Origin of the sequence: Helicobacter enhydrae, from assembly GCF_001693335.1 — a bacterium.
Classification (GTDB): Bacteria; Campylobacterota; Campylobacteria; order Campylobacterales; family Helicobacteraceae; genus Helicobacter_G; species Helicobacter_G enhydrae.
This window is the reverse complement of record NZ_CP016503.1, coordinates 1,490,603-1,513,471: the sequence shown is the minus strand read 5'-3', so window position 1 is coordinate 1,513,471 and position 22,869 is coordinate 1,490,603. Positions and strand designations below refer to the sequence as shown.

Sequence of the window (22,869 nt, the reverse complement as noted above, 5' to 3'; positions counted from 1 at the left end):
GTAATCATTAGATGTTACATTATGTATCACGAAATACTTTTCCAAATGCATTACCAATGCACCAATTTACACAAATCAGACTAAAATTTTTACCAAACGGACATTAGGAGTTCATTTGGAAATCAACAAAGATATTACCATTATTCTACTTGCTTCAGGTAACTCTACGCGTTTCTCTCAAGAATCCCTCCCCAAGAAGCAATGGCTAAGAATCCAAGACAAGCCACTTTGGCAGTTTGTCTATGATTTGTTTCTGTCATTTGGGTTTGAGCAAATCATCCTTACAGCTTCAAATCAGCAAGAGTGCCAATATATGCAACTTTTGGGCTATCAGGCAATCCTTGGGGGAGAAACACGCACTCTATCATTGCTACAAGCTCTCCAAAAAGTAACAACGCCTTATGTATTGGTCAATGATGCTGCAAGATGGAATATCCCAAAAAACACGATCGACACTCTCATCCAAACCGCCAAACTGCACCCACATCTAGACTGCATCGCCCCATCGTTGAAACTTGCCGACACACTGCACGACACACGCGGAGCCTATCCTCCTAGAGAATATTTTGAGATGATCCAAACCCCCCAACTCTCCAAGACCAAAATCCTCATCGAAGCTTTGAATCAAGGAGAGTTTAGCGATGAAAGCAGTGCGATTTTTCACCACACACGCCAAGTGTGCTATGTGCCGGGCTCACCACTCTTGCACAAACTCACAACCCAAGAGGACCTACTATGGCTCCGAACTTTTGCCTCTCCGCCAAGCACAGAAACATTGATCGGCAATGGATTGGACATCCACGCTTTTGAAAATGGCAAACCCATGCGTCTATGCGGTATCGAGATCCCTAGCCCTTTTGGATTCAAAGCCCATAGCGATGGCGATGTGGCAATCCATGCGATCATTGATGCGATGCTTGGGGCAATAGGGGCAGGAGATATTGGAGAATGGTTCCCAGACACCGATGAACGCTTCAAGGGTGCTGATTCTATGCAACTTCTGAGACAAGTGTCCTCATTTTTACGCGACATTGGCTACACGATTTGCAATCTCGATCTCACACTTGTGGCACAAATCCCCAAAATCACGCCACACAAAGCCAAAATGAGAGAGCATCTCGCCCACCTCCTCAATCTGCCACAACCAAAAATCAGCCTCAAAGCCACAACCGCTGAAAAAATGGGCTTCATCGGGCGTGAAGAGGGGGTTTGTGCGATCTGCACAATCGGAGTTAAATTTTATGATTGGAGTCATCAATGAATGTCTTAATTGTCGAAAACGAAGCATATCTTGCACAAAGTATCACAAACAAGCTCAATAGTGCAGGATACAAATGTCACATTGTTTCCACTATCAATGAAGCAATGCAAAAAGAAAAAATGGAAGTGATTCTACTCTCCTCCAACGCAGGTGGTTCTTTGTGCGAAATGTTTATCCGCCAAAACCCTCAAGCGATCATCATTATGATGATTGACTATGTCAGCGAAGACACGGTGACAAAGCCTATCAAAAATGGTGCCAAAGACTACATCATCAAACCCTTTATGATTGATGAACTTTTACGCAAAATAGACCACCACAAAAACTATCAAATCCTATGCAACCAACTTATTTTCTATGAAGAGTATTTCTCGTTTTTGGAAAACGAGATGATCATCCCTACCGACCCTTGTAGCCACATGCCTTTTATCATCCGTAGCGACTCACAGCACCACGCCGATGTGTTTGCGATCAAATTTGCCAAAGAAAAAAAAGCTATTCTGCACTTTGCTTCACTCAAGTTCTATCAATGGAAAGAGATTTTGCCCAAAATCGAAAAAGGGCATATCCTATACATCACGCATTCTGAAGAACTCAAACGCAATGATTTCAAAGAGTTTCTCTCAAAAGTCAAAGACAAAAATGTCATCGTCTCTCTCATCGCCAATGATTCTGTGCATTTTCCAAATGTCATCACAATCCAGAGCAAAAATCCGATGAGCTCAATCGATGGCAATATTTTGCCTCTCAAAGAATACGAAAAATGTATCATCCAAAAATACGAGAACCGCTACTCTGATGTAGAGTTGGCTGACAAGCTTGGCATTAGCCGCAAAAATCTATGGGAAAAGAGAAAAAAATATGGAATCGAACGCAAAAAATAAACAAATCCACATCGACAAAGAAGCCTTGTGTATCCTTGAACTTGCTCAAGAAAACCTTTTGCAACCTGTAACGGGGTTGATGAGCCAAAAAGAAATGCTAGAAGTCGATCAAAGTGGCTTCTACAAAAACTGCTCTTTCCCCTCCTCTCTGATCCTTAGCCCCAGTGGCAAAAAAAACGAAGAAATCATCACCTCACTCCAACCCCAAGAAAATGTGGAGCTATGTATCCAAGACCAAAGTGTCGGGACATTGCAAGTGGAGGAGATTTTCCCTATCGACAAAGAATCGCGTATCAAGCAGATTATGGGAGGCAACCTCGGACACCCTGACATCGGAAGAGTGTATAAACGAATCGGAAATTATGCGGTATATGGCAAATATCAAGTCATCACTTCTGACATCACACGCAACAAAGCCATCATACGCGACAAAATCCAAGAACTAGGAGCACGCAAAATCAGTGGCATTTTTCTCAATGCCAATCCCATCCACAAAGTGCATGAGAAGATTCTGCAAGAAGCCCTGTTGCGTAATGATTTGCTCATCATCTTTCTTACACGCCCACACCACACCACTTGGCTTCTACCCTATGAACTGAGATACAAAAATGTGCAATGTGTTATTGACAACTTCCTGCCCTCTGCACGCGTGTTGCTACTGCCGATGGATTACACTTATCTACTCTCTGGCACCAATAGGATGATCCTCAATGCCATTATCTGCAAAAATTATGGATGCACGGAGTTCATCGCAAGTCTAGGAAGCTCAAACCTAAGCACTTTTTATGAGGGAGATCGCACACATACGATCCTAGATAGCATACAAGGAGTTGAGATCGCCAAACACTTGGTGAGCGAATACATCTATTGCGACACTTGCAACAATATCAAAAGCACCAAAATCTGCCCACACGGCACACACCACCACATCAGCTATGATTCAAGGGATTTTTTCGAACTCCTCAAGCTTGGAGTCATGCCACCGGAGGTATTTATACGCAAAGAGGTTTCAGCAAGTATTTTGGCACATCTGTTCCCATCACAAGCCAAAAAACTAGACAAACTCTATTATGATTTGATTTCATCAAAAGGTATCATCGAAGAGGGTTCAGATGAAAACTTCTATATCAATCTCTCAAGGCTTTATCGTGTCAAATAAAGTGCATCTATGGTTTCTCACCCTGTTTTATAGTGGCAAATCGCCCATTGCACCGGGCACTATCGGCTCTCTTGTCGCATTGCCACTTGGGTTGCCGATAATGTATTTCTCCCACAATACATTGTTTCTCCTCACGCTCATAATCGCCATCCTAGCAGTCAAACAAATCGATCTCTACGAATCCAATGGCGGACAACACGATGACAAAAGTATCGTGATTGATGAGCTTGTGGGTTTATGGTTGGCACTATGCCTCGTGCCTTTTGATGTGTGGAGCATCATCGGAGCGTTTGTGCTCTTCAGAATCTTTGACATTTACAAACCCTCTCTCATCGGCGTGATCGATCAAAAATGGCAAGGTGGGCTTGGCGTCGTCGCAGATGACGCTTTGGCTGGAATTTTATCAGGACTTTGCGTCGGTGGGGTGATGAAACTCGCCATTGTGCTGCACACTGCCCTCTGACCACATCCCCACCCTCACCACAAACTCAAACCAACAAATTTATAGAGGAATTTGGATTTTATAATAGAGAACATTGTGAAGTCTATGGCTATGATGAGAGTATCAAAGAGTTTGGCTTATCTTGTGTCATTGGGCTAACGCGTTCTTATGCCACAGACAATCCACTCACACAAGCTCAAGATATAAAGGGGAGTGAAAAAGATTGCCAAAAGTTTTCTTACACTTTATAAATGCCTTATTTTTCTTGCATATCATTGCACTTGTTATCAAATTACAAGGAGAACAAATGAAAAAATTCGCATTAATTGCAGGATTAAGCTTAAGTTGTGCTTTGGCATCAGACATTACAGGGATCATCACAGGGATTGACAATGGCAAAAAAACCATCACAATCAACAAAACAGCCATCAAAGTGGTGCCTTATACAAAAATCGAGCTTGATTCTTGTGGTATCGGCTGGGATAGTGCCAAAAAATTCTCAGATCTCAAAAAAGGGGATTTGGTAGAAGTAGATCTGATGAATGATGGCAATGGATTTGTCGCAGAAGAAATCGAAATCAAATGCCGCGAAAATCGCGCTTACTAAGGAGGTAATATGAAAAAACTTGGACTTTTGTTTCTCATCGCAGGTTCATTGTTTGCAGGAAATTACGGCGTCATCGAATCTATCGATGGCAACAACAAAACCATCAAGGTCAATAATACGACAATCAAGGTGTTGCCTTATACACAAATCAGGCAAAAAGGATGTGGGCAAGACTATCAAGGTTATCACGGACATCATGGTATCCCCAAAACTTTTGCAGATCTAGCAGTGGGACAAGCTGTCAAAATCGGATTTTTGGGTGCCGAAAACAACATGCTAGTCGCCAAAAAAATCAAAATCCAATGCAATCGTGCATACTAGGAAAAATGATGAAAAAGCTCATTGGATTCTCAATGCTTCTGTGTGCCTCTTTGGCATTTGCAGATGATTTTGAAGGGGTAATCGAGCAGATTGATGACACCAACAAAACAATCACTATCAATGGGGTCGCAATCAAAATCCTCCCTCAAACCAAAATCGAGGAGGACTCTTGCTGGATGCCTTGGGATATTTCCAAAAGATTTGCCGATCTCAAAGTCGGCGATATTGTCGAAGTCGATTTGATGCACCACAACAATATGGGTGCTGCCAAAAAAGTGGAGATCCAATGTGTGCGTAATCGTGCATACTAATCCCACAAAAAAGGATGGGCAATCAGTGTGGCAAATCATCTAATCAACATAAGAGCAGCACACCCTCTAGGCTTTGAGAGTCTAGAGGATAGCCCTTTGCACGACAACCCCTCCCCTATGCCCAAATTTTGCCCACCCTCCCCTCTTGACAATCATCGCCTTTTCTCTCTACACAAACTCATAGGAGGCACAATGCCACACATAGCCAAAATCACTCTATTTGCTCTTGTATTTTCACAGACGCTTCACGCCTCAGACATCAAAGGCTTGATACAATCTATCAATGATTCTGACAAAACAATCTCTGTCAATCACACAATCATCAAAGTAATCCCATACACGGAAATCGAACGCGAATCTTGCAGAGGCGATTGGGATATGCCACAACAATTCAAAGATATAAAAATCGGTGATTATGTCAAGATTGATATTTTTTATAATGAAAATCAAATAGTTGCCAAAGAAATCGAAATCAAATGTTTGGATTGACACTCTTTGGTGTCATCAAAACACCCTCAAGATACCATTGACACTCCCCCCTATCCACCCCACTCTACAAGCCATAGGTTTAGAAAATAATTGAGACATATCCACCAAACTGCATCAAATCGTATTTTTTGTTTTTGAACTCACGCACTTGGATCAGAGTGGCGTCATTTGTCGCACGCACATCGTTTTTCATCTCTCCAAACAATGCCTTAAATCCAATATTGAGAATATTGCTGATACGATACCCCATTCCTGCACCATAAACCACGCCGTGATAACGCATTTGCATCGTTGTTGCGTCTGATTTGTTGGGCAAATCAAATCCCTCTACAATATCATTGTAAGCATAGCCCACTAATCCGCGAATATAAAACCCATTGACATCAAGTCCGATACTCAATGGCACAATAGCCCCCCACCCCAACACTTCAGCAAAAGAATTATGGGTTGTCAAACCATTGGTTTGCCCTCTGGCTGCGACATAGATAGGAAACGCAAAATCCACTCCAAAAATCCCTCTCAATCCTCCTGCAGTCCCGATTGTAGCAATCGTGGCAGAATATCCAAAATCAACAGATATATATTCAGAACGCCCGATTTTCGTCCAAGAGCTACCCACAAAACCATCATTAAAAAACATCCATCTCTGCAAACTACCCGTTGCTTTTACCCCATTGATCACAGAGCCACTCTGCAAATTTTTCACGGCATTTGCCGAAGGTTTTTTGGGCTTTTTGGGAGCAGCTTGTAACGCTCCACCAACCAACACACAACACAAAAAGACTTTTGCTATATTTTTGATCATTAGCACTCCTTGAGATTTACAAAATAACTAAAAAATCTTATATCGGTTTTTAAAGGTTTTTTTCAAGGATATAGCACAAAACTCGGTGAGCCATTGCTAGAATGCAAAATCGTGCTTCCATACAATCTTGCATAATATTTCATCAGATTCTTTTGCAAAGCTGGTTCAATGCTATCAGGAAACCACGCATTGTTGCTGATGACTACAAGAAATTGGGGGGCGTCTTGATAAGCCGCAGAACTTGTGCCTTCATAACAAATGAGACTTTTGATTGGTGTGCCTTGATATTCAAAATATCCAAAAGTCTTGCCCACATCAAAAGGAGGGGCTTCAGTATCCAAAAACACCTTTCTCAACAATGAGGACAAAAAATCAGGCAATGGGATTTTTTCTCCAAATGGAGCGAGGACGACTTTGTCAAAAATCTGCACCTTTTTGTTTTGAAAAACATAAGTTGAGTTATAAACGCGATCATTGCGACTGCTCATCGCTCCCACGACAATCGTCGCCTCTTGGCTCAAATCCCTAATCAGCTCATAATAAGGGCTAAGCTTCAGCACAAATGGAAATGCAGTCTCAGGCAAAACAATCAAGGTTTTCTTTTGTCGCAAAGCATTGACAATCTGCAAAAAGTTTTCTTGTGCAAGAGCTTGAGCATTTTGCCTTTGCCATTTGATGTCTTGAGAAATGTGGGTAGAAACTGCGATTGCATTATCAAAAAGATGACTTTTATCCTTTGGCAACTCCAAAGCCAAGCACAAAGGCACTATCGCCACAAAACGCCAAAAATCGCGATTGCTTTTCCAAATCATCAACCCACAAACCACAAGCACCAACTGCCACTTATGCACACCCACAAAACTATAGGCAAACAAACTATCTGGCACAAACCAATCAAACTCAAATGGGTGGATATAGCTCAAAGACAAAAGAGCCACAGAACGCAAAATGATATGTTCAAACCACAAAGCACATCGCAAAATCACCATATAAACACTAGCCACAAACAAAGCAATAGGAATCACCAAATAAGAAAAACCAAAATACACAAACGAATACCCCACCCAATAAAACGACAGCAACCCCACCCAAAATCCAAAGCCCCAAGCACTGCGACTAGGCAAAGTCAAAAAGACATAGAAACTGATCAAGCCAAAACAAGTGTTCAAAAAATACAAAATATTTTGTGTCTGAAATGTGCCAAGCAATGGAGGCAAATGAAACTCAAACAGCCAAACCAAATACAATGGCAAAACAAAAACAAAGGCTAGATAAACTTCACCAATCCTCCGCGTGAGAAAATCCCCAAAAACTTCTTTCATAAAACAACCTAGTTCCAAACAATAAAACGCAATCTTATTGTAAAATTGCAAAACATCAAGCAGGAACATACATTTGGAGTTTTGAATCTATGGAAAATTTTGGTTATATTGATTTGATATTGCTAGGCATTAGCGTGTTTTATATGTATTATGGCTACAAAATAGGGGGGATTCAGAGTCTTTGCAATTTGATCGGCTGGCTTTTGGGTATTTTCATCGCCTCAACTTTTGCCCACGAAGCCGGTAACCTTTTTGCTCAACAAGTCTTTGATCTCCGCTCAACGACAGCCAATACTTTGGTAGGCTTCATCCTTTTGCTCATCGTTTCAATCCTTATCACCAAAGTGATCAGCTTGATTCTCAAGCACTTATTAAAGATCGTTCTACCCTCTGTTTTGGATCATATTTTGGGTGCGATCTTTGAGACATTAAAAGCCCTCACCCTGATCTCTGTCGCTTTGTTTTTTGCTTTTAATCTCAACTTTATGACCAAGGCAAAGGCACATTTTTATCAACATAGCAAAATCTTTCCTGCAATGGAACGCTTCGCCACACTTATCATCAACTCCAAACTCATCGCCCAAGCACCCGAGCATATTCAAAAAGCCCAAGAGACACTCAAAGAAGTGGGCAATCAGATAAAAGAGCAAGGGGAAGTAATCATTCAAGACAAGCAAGAGCAAAATACCCAAGAATCATTGCAAGAGCAAAGCAATCAAGCTACACCATCAACTAAGGAACAATCTGATGTTCAGTAATCAATACATCAAACAACGAATCCAAAAAGGCGAATCCCTAAGAGCATTGGGCAAAAATCCATACAGCAATACTTTGGAGCGTAGTATCAAAAACGCTATGTTTTTGGACAAATACAAACATCTCGCACAAACAGAAGCCCAACGCGATGAAAGCGTGGAGGAGAGTATTGTCGGGCGTGTCAAGCTAGAACGCTGGATGGGCAAAGCAAGTTTCATCAAGGTGGAAGATTCTAGTGGCGTTTTGCAAGTGTATTTTTCCAAAAATGAGCTAGATACACATTTTGAAATGCTCAAAAAACATCTAGAAGTTGGGGACATTGTTTATGCAAGTGGCTTTCCATTTCTAACCAAAACAGGAGAGCTAAGCCTACACGCCACAAAAATAGAGATACTCACCAAATCCATCGTCCCATTGCCCGAAAAATTTCACGGCTTAAGCGATGTGGAATTGCGTTATCGCCAAAGATACCTAGATCTCATCGTCAATCCCGATGTGCGTCAAACTTTTGTAATGCGTAGTCTGATCATTTCTCATATCCGCAAATTTTTTGAAAGCAAAGGATTTTTGGAAGTTGAAACCCCGATGCTCCACCCTATTCCAGGTGGTGCCAACGCGCGTCCATTTGTCACCTATCACAACGCCCTAGACATAGAGCGATACCTCAGAATCGCCCCTGAACTCTATCTCAAAAGGCTTATCGTTGGTGGCTTTGAAGCTATTTTTGAAATCAATCGCAACTTCAGAAACGAAGGGATGGACCATAGCCACAATCCCGAATTTAGTATGATTGAGTTTTATTGGGCTTACAAAACCTATCAAGACCTCATTACCCTCACCCAAGAACTTCTCTCCTACCTTATTGATGCCTTAGATCTCCCCACGCAGATTCCACACGGCGATGATGTGATTGATTTCTCTCAAGTCAGCATCCTCACCTACAAACAAGCATTGATTGAGATCGGGCAGATTGATGCTTCTATCGTGCAAGATCCGACCAAACTTCGAGATTTTTTAGTTGCACACCATCTACCTGTGACCCCACAAATGTCCTATGGACATCTCCAAAGCGAAGCATTTGATGCGTTTGTAGAGCATAAACTCATCAATCCCACTTTTATCACAGAATATCCCATTGAGATCAGCCCTCTTGCACGACGCAATGACATAGATACCACTCTAGCAGATCGCTTTGAATTGTTTATCGGTGGCAAAGAAATCGGCAATGGGTTTAGTGAGCTCAACGATCCACTCGATCAATACGAGCGATTCAAAGAACAAGTCAAAGCCAGAGATGCAGGAGATGAAGAGGCACAATATATGGACGAAGATTATGTGTGGGCACTTGCTCACGGAATGCCACCAACGGCTGGACAAGGCATCGGTATCGATCGCCTAGTAATGCTTCTTACCAACAACAAAAGTATCAAAGATGTGATCTTGTTTCCTGCGATGAAGCCAAGCAAAATGCAATTTAAACCTATGGAGGATAGCGATGAACTTTGAAATGCAAAAAGATGACTTAGAGATTTTCAATCTCATCAATCAAGAATTTGAACGACAAAACACACATCTAGAGCTGATTGCGAGCGAAAACTTCACCTTCCCAAGCGTTCTTGAAGCAATGGGTAGCATTCTCACCAACAAATATGCAGAGGGCTATCCACACAAACGCTACTATGGTGGCTGTGAGTTTGTAGATCAAATCGAAGAGATAGCAATCGAGCGTGCAAAAAAACTCTTCAACGCCTCATTTGCCAATGTCCAACCCCATTCTGGCAGCCAAGCCAACAACGCCGTTTTTAATGCCTTGCTCAAACCCTATGACAAAATTTTGGGTATGGATCTAAGCCACGGCGGACATCTCACACATGGTGCCAAAGTAAGCTCAAGCGGCAAAACCTACCAAAGCTTTTCGTATGGTGTGAATCTAGATGGGTGCATCGATTATGATGAAGTGTATAAAATCGCCTGCACGATCAAACCTCAACTCATTATTTGTGGCTTCAGTGCTTATACCAAGCTGCTAGATTTCAAACGATTCAAAGAGATCGCAGAAGAAGTGGGGGCTATATTGATGGGAGATATTGCCCATGTTGCGGGGCTTGTCGTCGCTGATGAATATCCACATCCACTCCCATTTTGCGATGTTGTCACAACCACCACACACAAAACACTACGAGGACCACGAGGTGGAGTTATCCTCACCAATGACGAAGAGATTGCCAACAAAATCAATCGTGCGATTTTTCCCGGAACTCAAGGAGGACCATTGATGAATCTCATCGCAGGAAAAGCCGTGGGATTCAAAGAAAACCTCAAACCCCAATGGAAACAATACGCCCAACAAATCAAGCTCAATATCAATGCAATGGCTGAGACATTGATACACAATGGCTTCAAGCTTGTGGGCAATGGGACAGAAAATCATCTGATTTTGATGGATTTTTTGCAAAAAGAATATAGTGGCAAAGACGCCGATTTGGCTCTTGGCAATGCAGGGATCACCGTGAATAAAAACACGGTTCCCGGGGAGACACGATCGCCATTTGTCACAAGCGGTATTCGACTTGGCTCTCCGGCACTCACAGCAAGAGGAATGCAAGAAAACGACTTCAAATGGATCGCTCAAAAAATCACTGAAGTCTTAAATGATATTCAAAATCACAACTTGCAAGAAAAAGTTCGTTGTGAGGTTAAGGAATATATGCAACAATTTAAAATCTATACGCAACCCATTTATTAAGGAGTAGGAAATGGACCACAACTTGGATGATATTTTGATGGAAGAAACAACCAATCCAACACCAAAGAAATCAAAGAAAACACTGGCTATTTTAGTTGCCTCAGTTTCTTTGATTGTGATTCTTTTGATTGTTATTTTTTTCTTTACCAAAAAAGAAACGGCACTCAATGAAGAGTTAGCTAAACTCGATCAACAAAAGCTTGAGAATTTTGTCGATCAATCAATGCAATCAATGGGGCAAAAAGAAGAAGATGATTTTGAGAAAATGATTGCCGATGTCAAAATCAAACACGAAGCAAGTCAAAAGAAACAAAACGAGACATTGGAAGCAGAGATAGCAGGTGAGACTGCTCCTAGCAAACCCAATGCACCCATCCAAGAAGCACCCATTGCTTCCAAAGAACCAAAGACTGAAGCACCTAAACCAAAAACTGAAGTCCCCAAAACAGAAATAGCTCTAGCCCCCAAAACAGAGGTGGCACACAAAAAAGAACCTAAAAAAACCAAGCCACCAAAAGAAATCACCAAACCGCAGATCAAGCAGATCCCAAAAGGTTTTTATTATCAAGTCGGAGTCTTTTCAGGCACACCCAACGCCAACTTCACCAAAAAGATTGCTGCCTTTATGCATAGAGTGCAACAAGCCAATAGCAATGGCAAAGTGGTCAAAAAATATCTGATCGGACCTTACGCCTCCAAAGCAAAGGCATTGGATGATGCACAAAAGATTGCGGATTCTTTTGGCAAATACATTATCATCGAGATCAAATAGGTTATCCAATCTCTACTGTTATAAATGAGACATCTTATCCTCATTTTTTGCTTCTATCTTTTCTCCTATGGTGCCATAGGGGAAAATCGCGTTTGGCAAAATGGTTATACTTTTCTCAAATTTCTTGAAGACAACAAAATCCCGCTAAGACTTTATTACAATCTACCTGCAGAAGATCAAGAGTTGAGTGCAGAGATTTATGCTGGAGTGGAATATCAAGTTTTAAAAAATGAAAACAATGAGCTTTTACAGGCTCTGATTCCCATTGGAGATGATGTCCAAATCCATATCTATCGCCAAAACTTTCAATACAAATTTGCATTGATTCCTATCAAGTATTTTCAAAAAAACAAACAAATCTTTTTGAAAATCCAAAAATCCCCCCATCAAGACATTTTTGAACGCTCCAATGATCTTGGGTTGGCAAATGAAGTGCTCAACATCTACAAAAACAGCATTAATTTCAAAAAAGAAGTGATGAAAGACGACAAGCTAGGAATCATCTACACTAGAAAATACCGCTTTGGCTATCCGTTTGCTTCACCGATGATTCAATCTGCAGTCATAGAAACCAACAAAGCACCCAACTACCTCATCTCCTACAACAATGGACGCTATTACAATCTCCAAGCAAAAGAGGTCACGGGGTTTCTTTTCCAAATGCCTCTTGATTATGTCCATATCACTTCAAATTTTACACACGCTAGGAAACACCCTGTCTTGAAGCAAATCATACGCCCTCATTATGGGATCGATTTGCGTGCCAAAATCGGAACCCCCATCAAATCTGCTGGAAGTGGCAAAATCATCAGTGCAGGAAATAAGGGTGGATATGGAAAAGCCGTTGAGATTTTGCATGAGGGGGGATTTAAGACACTCTATGCACATTTGAGCAAAATCGATCCAAGAATCAAAGTCGGAAACTATGTCAAGCAAGGGCAAGTGATCGGCAGAAGTGGCAATACAGGCATTAGCTCTGGACCTCATCTACATTTTGGGCTATACAAAAACGGGCGTCCCATCAATCCATTGGGCAGTATCAAAACCACACGCAGTCAGCTCAAAGGCAAAGAGAAAGAGAAGTTTTTGCAACAAGCCAAAGACTACAAACAACGCATTGATGAAGGTTTCGCACAATTGCTTCAGACACAAGGGACTTGACTGCCCAAAGCATCGCCTCTCAATGCCAAACCCACAAAATTTTGGCACTTCTCTCTAAGTGGGTTTGTAGAATCTTGTTGCAAAATGTTGTTTGCCAATGCTTTGGGGATCAATGCGATTTTTTCTAGAGATTACTTTGAGAAGTTATGCTCTTTGGTGATTTTTGCTATTAAATCTTGGCTTTTGCCACAGCACACTTTTGAGGGATTCTGGAATCTCTTAGTTTTTCTTTTTGGGGTTTGTTTTGCCAAAGCACACTTTCTAATCACCAAATCCCACTTTGCTTTTTTCTATAAGGGGGACAAGGGGGTTTATTGCGAGGCACCCCCCTTATCCCCCTTAAAATCCCCCAAACCCCTGCCCGCTTTTTGTGTGTTACCCACATTACTTTGACTTTGTTTTGATTCTTTGGTGTTTTAGATTTGATCTTGATTCTTAGAATCTTTTTGAAAGCATTTTTGATTCTTGATTCTTGAGAATCTTGTTTTGAATCTAGAATCTTGATTTTTAGAATCTCTTTGCAAACTCTCAAAAAACTCTAATCAATTATCAACCCTCACTATTTCAATATAAGCACAAACAACTGCTGACCAAACCAACCTTGTAGAACCAAAAAAGATTCCAAGTCAATGTAATGTTGAACGAGCCTTGCTAATGCAATGCTGGGGTTATGGGGGTTGTTAAGGGGGATAAGGGGAACGCTTGCTATAAGTTCCCCTTGCCCCCCTTAAGAGAGATCCTAGAGGATTCTAGAATTGTATAAAGGGTGGTTTGCTTAAGCCAAGATTCAAAAAGAAAGCTCCAAGAGATTCTAAAATCATCCAAAAACACATTTCCTCAAAGCAACTTTAATAAAGAAAGAATCTAAGCCAAGCTTGAATCACCCCAAAGCCGTGCTTCCCCCAAGCCAATCTTGAGAAAGCAGAAGGTTTGCTTTTGCCAAAGCAAACCTAAGCAATACTTTGCGGTCTTTCAAGCAGTTTGAATCACATTCAAACACATTCTTATAATTCTTTTGATAACATTGCAAAAACCACTTTATTAAGGAACGATATGAAATCTCTTTGGGTGTTGCCTATACTTTTGCTCTCTGTTTTTGCCATCGGAACCAAACCCATCAAACTAGAGATCACACAAGTTGATGAAAAAAATCACACCATCACATTAAAAAAATCTGATGAGATTTTGGTGGGAGAGAGTGGGATCGTGATCCACGATATCGGTGCCACCATCATTTCCAACACAATCTATGTCACCAAGATAGATACCGATAGCATCCAAGCCGATTATGTGCCTTTCACTCTTTTGGAGCAAAAATACCTACCCACGCCAGTTGTCAAGCCAAAAGTCGGCGATTCTGTCGTGTTGCGTAGTTTTTATTCAAGAGGCTTCATCGTAGCACCCAATCAGCAGGTTTATGAGCAAATCAAAAACCTATACTCCAATATACATTTTGTCAATTCTGATCTAATGATTGCCGATGTTGGAGATCAAGGCATTGTCAATGCGAGCAAAAAGGCATTCCAACAAGTATGCAAAACCTATAGCGTTGGGCTACTTGCAGTCTATAACTCCAGCGGATTGCATCTACTAGACTGCCAAAGCTTCCAAATCTTGCAAACCCAAGCACTCTCCAACCCATCGCCTGAAGCGAAGCAATACCCATTCTTCGCACGCGTTGAAGCCAAAAGCTTTTGGGATTTTCTCAAAAGAAAAAAAGACTATTATGCGATTTATGACGCTCTCATCAAATGAAGCTCCTTCCATCACATATCGATACTTTTAGGCAAATTGTCGGGGCGGAAAATGTCTGTGCTGATTCACTGCATTTGTATGCCTACAGCTTTGATAGCACGAGGTTAGTCCAACAGCCCGATTGCGTCATTTTCCCACAAAATCAAGAGCAAATCAGCCAAATCCTCATCTATTGCAATCAGCACCATATCCCAGTCACACCGCGGGGAGCGGGGAGCGGAATGAGCGGTGGAGCAATCAATGATGGTGTGATCCTTGCTTTGCAAAAACATCTCAATCGCATTCTAGAGATTGACACTCAAAACCTCACCGTCACATTGCAACCGGGGGTCATCAACGCCCACCTCAATGAGGCTTTAGGGCAATACGGATTGTTTTTCCCCCCTGATCCTGCAAGCCAAAACTTCAGCACCATAGGAGGAAATCTTGCACAAAATGCAGGGGGAATGAATGCAGTCAAATACGGAGTGAGCAAAGACTATGTTTTGAGTTTGCAAGTTGTCATCGGCAATGGCGACATCCTAACAATCGGGCACAACACCCTCAAAGATGTTGCCGGTTACAATCTCACACAGCTTTTTTGTGGGAGTGCGGGGACACTAGGCATCATCACACAAGCCACGCTCAAGCTCAAACCCATACTCCCCCACTCCAGATCGATCCTTATTGGCTTCTCTAGCTTCCACACCCTCTCCCAAACATCCACCCAAATCCTAGCCTCCGCCATCACCCCTGAGGCAATGGAGTTTTTGGATTCTCTGATTATCCAAGCCCTCAACACCCAATACCACATTTACCCTCAAAACGCACAAGCCATCCTGATCATCAAGCTCAGTGCGACATTTCAAGAAGAGCTTGAGCTTCAGACCCACCAAATCCAAACCATTTTCAAAACCCAACATCCACTTTTTGTGCAAATCGCCTCAACTCCTGCAGAGGAGGAGCAAATCTGGTTTGGACGCAAAAATGCCTCACAAGCAACCAATCTCTATGGTGTCAAAAAACTCAATGAAGACATCACGATCCCTAAGAATCAAGTTGCAAACTTTTTGCAAGAAGTGTATAAAATCGGGGAGTGCTATGGCTTCAAAATCCCCTGCTTTGGTCATATTGGTGATGGCAATATCCACACCAACATAATGCTCGCCAATCAGACAGATTTGGAAAAAGGCAAACAGGCTGTCCAAGAGGTGTTTGCCCTCGCTCTCAAGCTTGGCGGCACCTTGAGTGGAGAACACGGGATTGGGCTGACCAAATCTGCTTTTATGCCCCTAGCCTTCTCTCAAACCCATCTTGAGATTTTCAAACAAATCAAAAAAATCTTTGATCCCAACTCTATCCTCAACCCCAACAAAATGCTTCCTTGATTTTTATATCCTGCAACTCAAACACCCCGATTTCAAAAATCATAGCAACTAGTTTCCCAAACCAATCTTGTAGAACCCAAAAGCAATGCACCCTACTTATGTAGGAGTGTTACAAAAATGCGATAAAATGCTCGAATGCCTTTTTGGCATCAGATTAACTTCAGAGGAGGAGAAATGAAAAAAATCGTTGCTCTATGTGCATTGGGTTTGGCTTCTATGCTTTTTGCTGAGGCTCCAGCAGTTTTCAAAAAATGCGTAGCTTGTCATGGTGCTGATGGGAAAAAAGTAGGTGTAGCTCCAAAAGCTATTGCAGGGTTACCAAAAGAGGAAGTTATTAAATTCCTAAATGGTTACAAAAACAAAACAATCAAAACTCCAAAAGCAGCAATCATGTATGCTCAAGCGAAAAACTTGTCAGATGCAGACATTGCCGCTCTAGCTGATTATCTTTCAGCACTCAAGTAAATTTCTTTGGTGGTTTCCACCAAAGAAAGGGACACAATGGCTCAACTCCTTATTTCAAAACATCGTTTCAAACACAATCTTGATCTCATTTCTCGACATATTGGCACACAAGACAATATCGCAATCGTTCTCAAAGACAATGCTTATGGTCACGGGATCAAAGAAATCGCCTCGATTGCAAAAGAATATGGTATCAAGAATGCGTTTGTCAAAAATGATTGGGAAGCACGACAAATCCAAGGGGACTTTGAGCATATCACGGTGCTTTATGGTGATGTTGGCGATGATATGCCACCACACATCTATCAAACCATACATTCCCTTGAATCATTGCACACCATCCACCCACAACGCAAAGTCGAACTCAAATGTAACACGGGGATGAATCGCAATGGATTGGAGCTAGAGGAACTAGAACAAGCCTTTGTGCTTGCACATAAAAGGCAGATTGAGATTATTGGGGTTTTTTCTCACAATGGCTATGGTGATGAGGGCGATGAAAATATGCTCGAGCAATACCAAAAAGCCCAAGAACTCAAATCTCAAACGATCGCCATCACCCAAAAACTAGGATTGAAACTCCCAAGATTCCACAACCTCAACTCCTCTAGTGCGATGCAACTCCCTCCTGATGGGGATATTGTGCGTATAGGCATCGCACTCTATGGCTATCTATGCACCAAAGCAGATTTTGGATTTCAGCCCATCGCATCATTGTGGGCAAAAAGAATCTCCACACGCCAACTCAAAGCAGGTGCAAAAGTGGGCTATGGGGGCGTGGGCATTGTCCCGCAAGATTGCTCTGTCAGCACCTATGATTTGGGATATGGTGATGGACTTTTACGCCTAAATGAACATTTTACAACCCCATTGCGTTGTGCCAATGGAGCCATCATCCTTCCCAAAATGTCAATGGATTGTTTTTCGTGTTTGAGCGATGAGGAGGAGATTTGTCTATTTGAGGATGCAAGTCTTTGGGCGCAGCATTTTGACACGATCCCCTATGACATTCTCACAAAACTCTCACCCTACATCACAAGGAAAATCATTCAGTGATCCTGCAAGATTTGGGGCTTTTAGGACTTTTTCTCGCCACTTTTGCCTCAAGCACGATCCTCCCATTACCCTCTGAGGCTTTTGTGTTGGGATTTATCGCACTCAAATACGATGGGCTGGTTGTTTTGCTTGTCGCAAGTTTGGGCAATACGCTAGGAAGCCTCACGACTTACTATCTAGGCTATGTGGGATTGACAAAAATTTTGGAATATTTTGGGCATTTGGAACACAAAAAGATTCTTTATTTCAAACACAAAAGTCGCAAATATGGTGCGTTACTGGCGTTTTTCTCTTTTTTGCCTTTTTTTGGCGATATTTTTGTGCTTGCTTTAGGGCTTGCACGCTACAACCTCGCAACAAGCGTGTTTCTCATCGCTCTAGGCAAAACCCTAAGATACACAATCGTGATTTTTGGGACAGAAAAACTACTGCAAATCTTTTGAGAGAGGACATTTATGGAACATCGACCGCTTAGCGTTTTTCAACTCAATTCTCAAATCAAATCAATCTTGGAAGACACTTTTTTGAGTGTATGCGTTGAAGGAGAGATCAGCAACATCACACACCATAGCAGTGGGCATATCTATTTCAATATCAAAGATTCTCAAAGTGCCATTGCCTGCGTGCTGTTTAGGGGCAATGCACAATTTGTGGATATTGCATTAAAAAACGGCTTGCAAGTCATTGTCTATGGCGGGATCAGCGTATATCCACCAAGGGGCAACTACCAAATCCTATGCAAAAAAATCATCGCTTCAGATATAGGCAACCTGTTTTTGCAATACGAACAGCTCAAACACACTCTGCAAGCAAAGGGTTATTTTGATACCAAAAAACCCATTCCCGCATTCCCAAAACGCGTCATCCTCATCACCTCCTCCACAGGAGCGGCACTCCAAGATATGCTACGCGTTGCCCAAAGCCGTTGGAATCTCCTAGAGTTTCTCATCCTTGACACCTTGATGCAGGGTGAAAATGCCAAATATCAAGTCGCCCAACACATTGCCTATGCTGACACACTCCAAGCTGATGTCATAGTGCTAGCGCGCGGTGGTGGAAGTATGCAGGATCTATGGACATTCAACGAAGAATGTGTAGCTGATGCCATTTTTCAAGCACAAACCCCCATTGTTTCAGCCATTGGACACCAAAGCGATGTGTTATTGAGTGATTTTGTGGCGGATTTACGCGCACCGACACCATCTGCCTGTATAGAAATGATCCTCCCCCAACAAACCCAATGGCTCTACAAAATTGCAGATTTGAGAGACTTCTTGAGCCACAAAATAGAAGCTGTTTTGCAAAGCAAAACCTCAACCCTTCAAGCGATGCTAGATTATTATCGCCTATGCAGTTATGAAGAAAAGCTCAAAAATCAGCACAAAACCATCGAGCAACTACGCAAACTTCTAGATGCCAAAATGCATTTTGTTTTGCAAGAAAAACTTGCACAATTGCTACTTCTTGCTCCCCTAAAAACACTCAACCCTATCAAGATTCAAGAACAAATCTTAAACAATCTATCAGAAAGCTTCAAGCTCTGCGATCCCACAAAACATTGCCACAATGGTTATGCACAAATCACGCAAAATGGTCGTATCACAGCCCTCCAACATCTCAAGCTTGACACGCCCTTTGAACTCACCAATTCAGAAACTAGCAAAAAAGCCCAGCTTCTACCAGAGGACTAGCTCCACCTCTTTAGAATCCTCAAAGCTCTTCCCACTATTATCCAAACTATATTCCACAGCCACCCCATACTCAAGCTTGGTTTTGCCACTGCTATTGATATTGATATTTTGATAGAAATTTGGTGGAAGTTTGATCGTAGCGACATTGCTCAATGTAGAGTTTGGTGCGATGTTTTTGGTCACTTGAGCCTCGCCCACAAGGTTGCCATTGAGATAAACTGCGATCTGTGAGACTTTCATAAATTGCTTACTTTTGTTTGTGATTCCAATGCTCACACTTGCCCTACCAAAAGAAAACGAATTGGCAGTCACATTCAAATCATTGTTGCTAAAACTTGTGCCTGCCATTGTTTTTTTGGACAAAATATATCTTGCGGCACTATCTCCACGCTTGTTTTTGATATACATATCTGCACCATTATCCAACAACAACTGAATCATCTTTTTGTTGCGATTCATAATAGCGTGATAGAGCGGAGTATTCCCTTGCGTGTCTTGAGCATTGACATCTGCACCATTGCCAAGCAAAACCTTTGCCAACTCCACATCATTGACTTTGCGTCCAGTGACCTTAAGCAATGGCGTTTCTCCATAACTTGCCTCATCGACATCTGCCCCTCTTGCAATCATCAACTCCACCACATCAGTCCATCCACTACGACAAGCATTATAAAGCGGTGTCATCCCCCTCCACCTTGCATCCAAATCCCCGCCCAATTTGATCCCCTGTCGCACAGTCGCATAATCATCGCTAAACAAATAAGCCGTATAGCGATCATTTGCCCCAAACAACAATGTCAAACACAAAAAAAACAATAACTTTTTCATCACACACTCCTTTTTGATTGTTCTGCGATTGTCTTGATTTTTTTATAACATTCCTCAAATACACTCCCATAAATCCGCGTTTGTGCAATAGAAGTCATAAAATTGGTATCACATTCAAAACGAGGTACCAAGTGCCAATGCAAATGTTGAGGGATCCCTGCCCCACCTGCTTTTTTGATATTGATGCCTGTATTGATACCCTTTGCACCAAACTCATACAAGATCTCACATCCCCACTGCACGCATTCTGAGAGATGTAGCCACAACTCTTTGGAACACAGATGGGGAGAATCCAAATGCAAATGTGGAATAAACATAATATGACCTGGTGTATAAGGATAGAGATTCATCACTCCAAAACAAGTATCATCTCGATAAAAGACAAAATGTTTTTCATCATCGGTGCTTTGAGAAATTTGGCAAAACACACACCCATCCCCTGTTCCGTTTTTCAAATACTCTTCTCGATAAGGGGCATACAGATAATCCATCAATCCTCCTTAAATATAGTTTGGTGCGTCATTGGCAAACAAAATCAAATCCCCATCTTTCAAGCACAGCTTCAAAGTGTCTTGCATTGTGCTTTTGTCTTTGAGGATGATTTTTTTTGCTCTGCTGATATGGCTAGACAAGATTTTTGCATTGAGTTCGCCTGTAATGACCACCAAATCAAAGACCTGATCCATCTCTTGTGCCAATGCCACATTCATCTCTTCCACACCCTCAACGATCCCCGGTGTCACAATCACTCTACGCCCTTGATATTCAGAGGCGATTCGAATCGCCTCTTGCATTCCCTCAAAATTGCCATTGAAACTATCATCCAAAATCACGCGTCCATTGACAATGCTTTTGTGCAATCGATGTTCTACAGGTTTGAGGTTTGCGACACACTTTTTGATCTCATCTATGCCCATACCCATTTCATTTGCCATCACGATCGCCAAAGCAATATTATAGGCATTGAAACTCCCTAAAACCGATGTTTGGAACTCGTGCCACTCGTTTTTGATTTGCATTTCAAAACGCGTATGATCCAAAGTCGCTTCGATATTTCTCATTTCTTTTGGCACAAATTTTAATATCTCTTTTGGCACATATTCTTGAGGCAATGGATTATCTTTGGCGACCAAAGCACTCCTCAAACGCTTGGATTGCAAAATCTCAAATTTTGTTGAAACGATATTATCCAAGCTCTTGAAATACTCCAAATGCTGTTCTCCAATCTTGCCAATAATCACATATTGGGGATTCAAAAACTGACTGATTTGGGCGATATCACCCTTTTCCCTAGCACCTGCCTCAACAATATAAATCCTTGTTTGCATATCAAGATGTTGATTAATATCTGCGATGATTCCATTGAGCGTATTGACACTGCGAGGAGTTGCATACACGGCAAATTTGTGCGATAAGATTTGATGTAGGAAGTTTTTGATACTGGTTTTGCCAAAACTAGCAGTGATTGCAATGATTTTGAGCTGTTGCATCAGATCAATCTTTTGCAAAGCCTTTTTTTTGTATTGCACCATCATCAAATACTCCAAAACATTGGACACGACCAAAGCAAGTGGCAAACTCCAAAACTCCAAATACCCCCATTGGAAGCCACAATATTTCAGCATCCAAACCACCCCGATCAACACGGCATAGATTCCAAAAAATCTCCACACCCTACCCGTCCATTTCAACCGACGATCCAATGCCCTCCCCCACAAAAACAATGCAATCACATAAAGCACGCCAAGCAAAACCACCAATATATCTTGCTCTCCCAATATACTCAAGCAATAACAGAGAACGGGCAAAACAAAATACAACAAATGCCATCTTTGCTTGTGATGCTTTGTCACAACACGCAAAAAGCTGTAGTTATACCATTGCAAATTTGTCATTACATAATAACCCAAGGCAAACAAAAACAAAACTTTAAACAACTCTACATATTCCATCACTCATTCCTACCTTGAGCATACATTTGCGCAATCCTCTCTCCTTGAGATAAAAAGAAAAAATGATCCCCCTCCAACACAAAAAACTGATTCTGTTTGATGAGTTTTGAGATTTTTTCTCCACTTTTGAGAGGTGTCGCCTCATCGCTTCTGCCCCAAAAAATCCAAGTCTGAGACGGACATTGCCGAAAAATCTCGCAAAAATCTTCATCCACAACATTTTTGAGTGTCTGATACATCCCCTCATTGAGCTGATTTGCATCTTGAGTGCGTAACCACTTACCAATATTTAAGCCCAATTTTTTCATACATTTGGCAAGAGTGATTTTTGCACGCACTTTCAATGTTTTGGACCACACAACCCCTGCACTACTAAGCAAAATCAGCTTTGGAGGAGACATAAGCGTAGCAACCTTTCCACCAAAACTATGTCCGACAATCACCTCAACTTCACATCCAATCTCTTGGATAAAAAGCTCAACCAACTTTGCATAATCTGCCGTATGCAGTGCGATTTCATTGTGGCTTTTGCCAAATCCCGGCAAATCAATATACAAATGATTGTATTGCCCAAAAGCATTGCCAAACGCACCACGCATCAACTCCTTGCAACTTCCCCACCCGTGCAAAAACAAAATATATTTTTCACTGCCTTGAGAGATCACATCATAAGCGATTTCAAAACTATGATTGCGGTATTGTAAAAATTTTTTTGCCAA

General features: G+C 41.8%; 26 protein-coding genes. 20 read left to right on the top strand and 6 right to left on the bottom strand.

The genetic code is table 11. From position 1 onward, the window contains the following. Positions 1-115: 115 nt before the first annotated feature. From BBW65_RS07355 to BBW65_RS07320, 9 genes are read left to right on the top strand one after another with little or no spacing between them, the layout of a single operon-like run. The gene (locus tag BBW65_RS07355; protein ID WP_199919426.1) at positions 116-1,261 is read left to right on the top strand and encodes a bifunctional 2-C-methyl-D-erythritol 4-phosphate cytidylyltransferase/2-C-methyl-D-erythritol 2,4-cyclodiphosphate synthase; all 1,146 of its coding nucleotides are present in this window, start codon (positions 116-118) and stop codon (positions 1,259-1,261) included. Next, positions 1,258-2,145: a response regulator gene (locus tag BBW65_RS07350; RefSeq protein ID WP_066341557.1), complete on the top strand. Its 888-nt coding sequence runs from the start codon at positions 1,258-1,260 to the stop codon at positions 2,143-2,145. Before BBW65_RS07355 ends, BBW65_RS07350 begins: the two co-directional genes overlap by 4 nt. Further along, positions 2,123-3,304, top strand: a complete 1,182-nt coding sequence (locus tag BBW65_RS07345; protein WP_066341555.1) for a hypothetical protein — start codon at positions 2,123-2,125, stop codon at positions 3,302-3,304. The genes BBW65_RS07350 and BBW65_RS07345 overlap by 23 nt, the downstream gene beginning before the upstream one ends. Next, a complete protein-coding gene (locus BBW65_RS07340; RefSeq protein WP_233702028.1) occupies positions 3,294-3,767 on the top strand; it encodes a phosphatidylglycerophosphatase A family protein in 474 nt (157 codons plus the stop codon). Before BBW65_RS07345 ends, BBW65_RS07340 begins: the two co-directional genes overlap by 11 nt. Then, positions 3,716-3,997, top strand: a complete 282-nt coding sequence (locus tag BBW65_RS07940) for a hypothetical protein (RefSeq protein ID WP_199919425.1) — start codon at positions 3,716-3,718, stop codon at positions 3,995-3,997. Before BBW65_RS07340 ends, BBW65_RS07940 begins: the two co-directional genes overlap by 52 nt. A gap of 56 nt (positions 3,998-4,053) precedes the next feature. Next, positions 4,054-4,353, top strand: coding sequence for a DUF5666 domain-containing protein (locus tag BBW65_RS07335; protein WP_066341551.1), 300 nt, complete (start codon positions 4,054-4,056; stop codon positions 4,351-4,353). 9 nt (positions 4,354-4,362) lie between these two features. Continuing rightward, positions 4,363-4,674, top strand: coding sequence for a DUF5666 domain-containing protein (locus BBW65_RS07330; RefSeq protein ID WP_066341545.1), 312 nt, complete (start codon positions 4,363-4,365; stop codon positions 4,672-4,674). An 8-nt stretch (positions 4,675-4,682) separates the two neighbouring features. After that, entirely contained in the window at positions 4,683-4,985 is a 303-nt protein-coding gene (locus tag BBW65_RS07325) for a DUF5666 domain-containing protein (RefSeq protein ID WP_066341538.1), read from the top strand. A 27-nt stretch (positions 4,986-5,012) separates the two neighbouring features. Continuing rightward, positions 5,013-5,474 carry a DUF5666 domain-containing protein gene (locus tag BBW65_RS07320; protein ID WP_066341535.1) on the top strand — a complete coding sequence of 154 codons (462 nt, stop codon included), beginning with the start codon at positions 5,013-5,015 and terminating at the stop codon, positions 5,472-5,474. Between the two features lie 79 nt (positions 5,475-5,553). On the opposite strand, the gene BBW65_RS07315 is transcribed toward BBW65_RS07320, so the two are convergent. Both BBW65_RS07315 and lnt read right to left on the bottom strand, forming a co-directional pair. Then, complete coding sequence (locus BBW65_RS07315; RefSeq protein WP_066341534.1) at positions 5,554-6,279, bottom strand: hypothetical protein; 726 nt, start codon at positions 6,277-6,279, stop codon at positions 5,554-5,556. A gap of 62 nt (positions 6,280-6,341) precedes the next feature. Continuing rightward, positions 6,342-7,601 (bottom strand): apolipoprotein N-acyltransferase, encoded by a 1,260-nt coding sequence (lnt, locus tag BBW65_RS07310; protein ID WP_066341533.1) that lies wholly within the window; start codon positions 7,599-7,601, stop codon positions 6,342-6,344. A gap of 89 nt (positions 7,602-7,690) precedes the next feature. Here lnt and BBW65_RS07305 point away from each other — a divergent pair, with 89 nt between their 5' ends. The 11 genes from BBW65_RS07305 to xseA all read left to right on the top strand — a co-directional run bounded on the left by BBW65_RS07305 (position 7,691) and on the right by xseA (position 19,370). Then, complete coding sequence (locus BBW65_RS07305; protein ID WP_066341529.1) at positions 7,691-8,359, top strand: CvpA family protein; 669 nt, start codon at positions 7,691-7,693, stop codon at positions 8,357-8,359. Further along, positions 8,349-9,863, top strand: coding sequence for a lysine--tRNA ligase (gene lysS, locus BBW65_RS07300; protein WP_066341527.1), 1,515 nt, complete (start codon positions 8,349-8,351; stop codon positions 9,861-9,863). The genes BBW65_RS07305 and lysS overlap by 11 nt, the downstream gene beginning before the upstream one ends. After that, positions 9,853-11,103: a serine hydroxymethyltransferase gene (locus BBW65_RS07295; RefSeq protein ID WP_066341525.1), complete on the top strand. Its 1,251-nt coding sequence runs from the start codon at positions 9,853-9,855 to the stop codon at positions 11,101-11,103. Before lysS ends, BBW65_RS07295 begins: the two co-directional genes overlap by 11 nt. A 10-nt stretch (positions 11,104-11,113) precedes the next feature. Next, on the top strand, positions 11,114-11,875 hold the full coding sequence (locus BBW65_RS07290; RefSeq protein ID WP_066341523.1) for an SPOR domain-containing protein: 762 nt from the start codon (positions 11,114-11,116) through the stop codon (positions 11,873-11,875). 24 nt (positions 11,876-11,899) lie between these two features. Next, entirely contained in the window at positions 11,900-13,036 is a 1,137-nt protein-coding gene (locus BBW65_RS07285) for a peptidoglycan DD-metalloendopeptidase family protein (RefSeq protein ID WP_066341521.1), read from the top strand. 1,053 nt (positions 13,037-14,089) lie between these two features. After that, a complete protein-coding gene (locus BBW65_RS07275; RefSeq protein ID WP_066341518.1) occupies positions 14,090-14,791 on the top strand; it encodes a plasminogen-binding N-terminal domain-containing protein in 702 nt (233 codons plus the stop codon). Further along, on the top strand, positions 14,788-16,158 hold the full coding sequence (locus tag BBW65_RS07270; RefSeq protein WP_066341516.1) for an FAD-binding oxidoreductase: 1,371 nt from the start codon (positions 14,788-14,790) through the stop codon (positions 16,156-16,158). Before BBW65_RS07275 ends, BBW65_RS07270 begins: the two co-directional genes overlap by 4 nt. 174 nt (positions 16,159-16,332) lie before the next feature. After that, the gene (locus BBW65_RS07265) at positions 16,333-16,623 is read left to right on the top strand and encodes a c-type cytochrome (protein WP_066341514.1); all 291 of its coding nucleotides are present in this window, start codon (positions 16,333-16,335) and stop codon (positions 16,621-16,623) included. A gap of 36 nt (positions 16,624-16,659) precedes the next feature. Then, positions 16,660-17,679, top strand: coding sequence for an alanine racemase (locus tag BBW65_RS07260; protein ID WP_066341512.1), 1,020 nt, complete (start codon positions 16,660-16,662; stop codon positions 17,677-17,679). Next, on the top strand, positions 17,676-18,122 hold the full coding sequence (locus tag BBW65_RS07255) for a YqaA family protein (protein WP_066341510.1): 447 nt from the start codon (positions 17,676-17,678) through the stop codon (positions 18,120-18,122). The genes BBW65_RS07260 and BBW65_RS07255 overlap by 4 nt, the downstream gene beginning before the upstream one ends. A gap of 12 nt (positions 18,123-18,134) precedes the next feature. Further along, the gene (xseA, locus tag BBW65_RS07250) at positions 18,135-19,370 is read left to right on the top strand and encodes an exodeoxyribonuclease VII large subunit (protein ID WP_066341508.1); all 1,236 of its coding nucleotides are present in this window, start codon (positions 18,135-18,137) and stop codon (positions 19,368-19,370) included. On the opposite strand, the gene BBW65_RS07245 is transcribed toward xseA, so the two are convergent. The 4 genes from BBW65_RS07245 to BBW65_RS07230 are packed head-to-tail and all read right to left on the bottom strand — an operon-like array spanning position 19,356 to position 22,869. Next, positions 19,356-20,198, bottom strand: coding sequence for an ankyrin repeat domain-containing protein (locus BBW65_RS07245; protein WP_066341505.1), 843 nt, complete (start codon positions 20,196-20,198; stop codon positions 19,356-19,358). The two genes, xseA and BBW65_RS07245, sit on opposite strands and share 15 nt — an antisense overlap. Further along, positions 20,198-20,689, bottom strand: a complete 492-nt coding sequence (locus BBW65_RS07240) for an HIT family protein (protein ID WP_066341503.1) — start codon at positions 20,687-20,689, stop codon at positions 20,198-20,200. The genes BBW65_RS07245 and BBW65_RS07240 overlap by 1 nt, the downstream gene beginning before the upstream one ends. Before the next feature lie 9 nt (positions 20,690-20,698). Continuing rightward, positions 20,699-22,150 carry a Mur ligase family protein gene (locus tag BBW65_RS07235; RefSeq protein WP_066341502.1) on the bottom strand — a complete coding sequence of 484 codons (1,452 nt, stop codon included), beginning with the start codon at positions 22,148-22,150 and terminating at the stop codon, positions 20,699-20,701. After that, positions 22,150-22,869 (bottom strand): alpha/beta fold hydrolase, encoded by a 720-nt coding sequence (locus BBW65_RS07230; RefSeq protein ID WP_066341500.1) that lies wholly within the window; start codon positions 22,867-22,869, stop codon positions 22,150-22,152. Before BBW65_RS07230 ends, BBW65_RS07235 begins: the two co-directional genes overlap by 1 nt.

What these genes read in the sequence shown, in the direction of transcription:
- BBW65_RS07285 (WP_066341521.1), top strand. Translation starts at nt 11,900, where the DNA reads ATGAGACATCTTATCCTCATTTTTTGCTTCTATCTTTTCTCCTATGGT.
- lnt (WP_066341533.1), bottom strand. Translation starts at nt 7,601, where the DNA reads ATGAAAGAAGTTTTTGGGGATTTTCTCACGCGGAGGATTGGTGAAGTT.
- BBW65_RS07240 (WP_066341503.1), bottom strand. Translation starts at nt 20,689, where the DNA reads ATGGATTATCTGTATGCCCCTTATCGAGAAGAGTATTTGAAAAACGGA.
- BBW65_RS07345 (WP_066341555.1), top strand. Translation starts at nt 2,123, where the DNA reads ATGGAATCGAACGCAAAAAATAAACAAATCCACATCGACAAAGAAGCC.
- BBW65_RS07325 (WP_066341538.1), top strand. Translation starts at nt 4,683, where the DNA reads ATGAAAAAGCTCATTGGATTCTCAATGCTTCTGTGTGCCTCTTTGGCA.
- lysS (WP_066341527.1), top strand. Translation starts at nt 8,349, where the DNA reads ATGTTCAGTAATCAATACATCAAACAACGAATCCAAAAAGGCGAATCC.
- BBW65_RS07260 (WP_066341512.1), top strand. Translation starts at nt 16,660, where the DNA reads ATGGCTCAACTCCTTATTTCAAAACATCGTTTCAAACACAATCTTGAT.
- BBW65_RS07350 (WP_066341557.1), top strand. Translation starts at nt 1,258, where the DNA reads ATGAATGTCTTAATTGTCGAAAACGAAGCATATCTTGCACAAAGTATC.
- BBW65_RS07335 (WP_066341551.1), top strand. Translation starts at nt 4,054, where the DNA reads ATGAAAAAATTCGCATTAATTGCAGGATTAAGCTTAAGTTGTGCTTTG.
- BBW65_RS07330 (WP_066341545.1), top strand. Translation starts at nt 4,363, where the DNA reads ATGAAAAAACTTGGACTTTTGTTTCTCATCGCAGGTTCATTGTTTGCA.
- BBW65_RS07305 (WP_066341529.1), top strand. Translation starts at nt 7,691, where the DNA reads ATGGAAAATTTTGGTTATATTGATTTGATATTGCTAGGCATTAGCGTG.
- BBW65_RS07265 (WP_066341514.1), top strand. Translation starts at nt 16,333, where the DNA reads ATGAAAAAAATCGTTGCTCTATGTGCATTGGGTTTGGCTTCTATGCTT.
- BBW65_RS07295 (WP_066341525.1), top strand. Translation starts at nt 9,853, where the DNA reads ATGAACTTTGAAATGCAAAAAGATGACTTAGAGATTTTCAATCTCATC.
- BBW65_RS07245 (WP_066341505.1), bottom strand. Translation starts at nt 20,198, where the DNA reads ATGAAAAAGTTATTGTTTTTTTTGTGTTTGACATTGTTGTTTGGGGCA.
- xseA (WP_066341508.1), top strand. Translation starts at nt 18,135, where the DNA reads ATGGAACATCGACCGCTTAGCGTTTTTCAACTCAATTCTCAAATCAAA.
- BBW65_RS07270 (WP_066341516.1), top strand. Translation starts at nt 14,788, where the DNA reads ATGAAGCTCCTTCCATCACATATCGATACTTTTAGGCAAATTGTCGGG.
- BBW65_RS07275 (WP_066341518.1), top strand. Translation starts at nt 14,090, where the DNA reads ATGAAATCTCTTTGGGTGTTGCCTATACTTTTGCTCTCTGTTTTTGCC.
- BBW65_RS07315 (WP_066341534.1), bottom strand. Translation starts at nt 6,279, where the DNA reads ATGATCAAAAATATAGCAAAAGTCTTTTTGTGTTGTGTGTTGGTTGGT.
- BBW65_RS07235 (WP_066341502.1), bottom strand. Translation starts at nt 22,150, where the DNA reads ATGGAATATGTAGAGTTGTTTAAAGTTTTGTTTTTGTTTGCCTTGGGT.
- BBW65_RS07290 (WP_066341523.1), top strand. Translation starts at nt 11,114, where the DNA reads ATGGACCACAACTTGGATGATATTTTGATGGAAGAAACAACCAATCCA.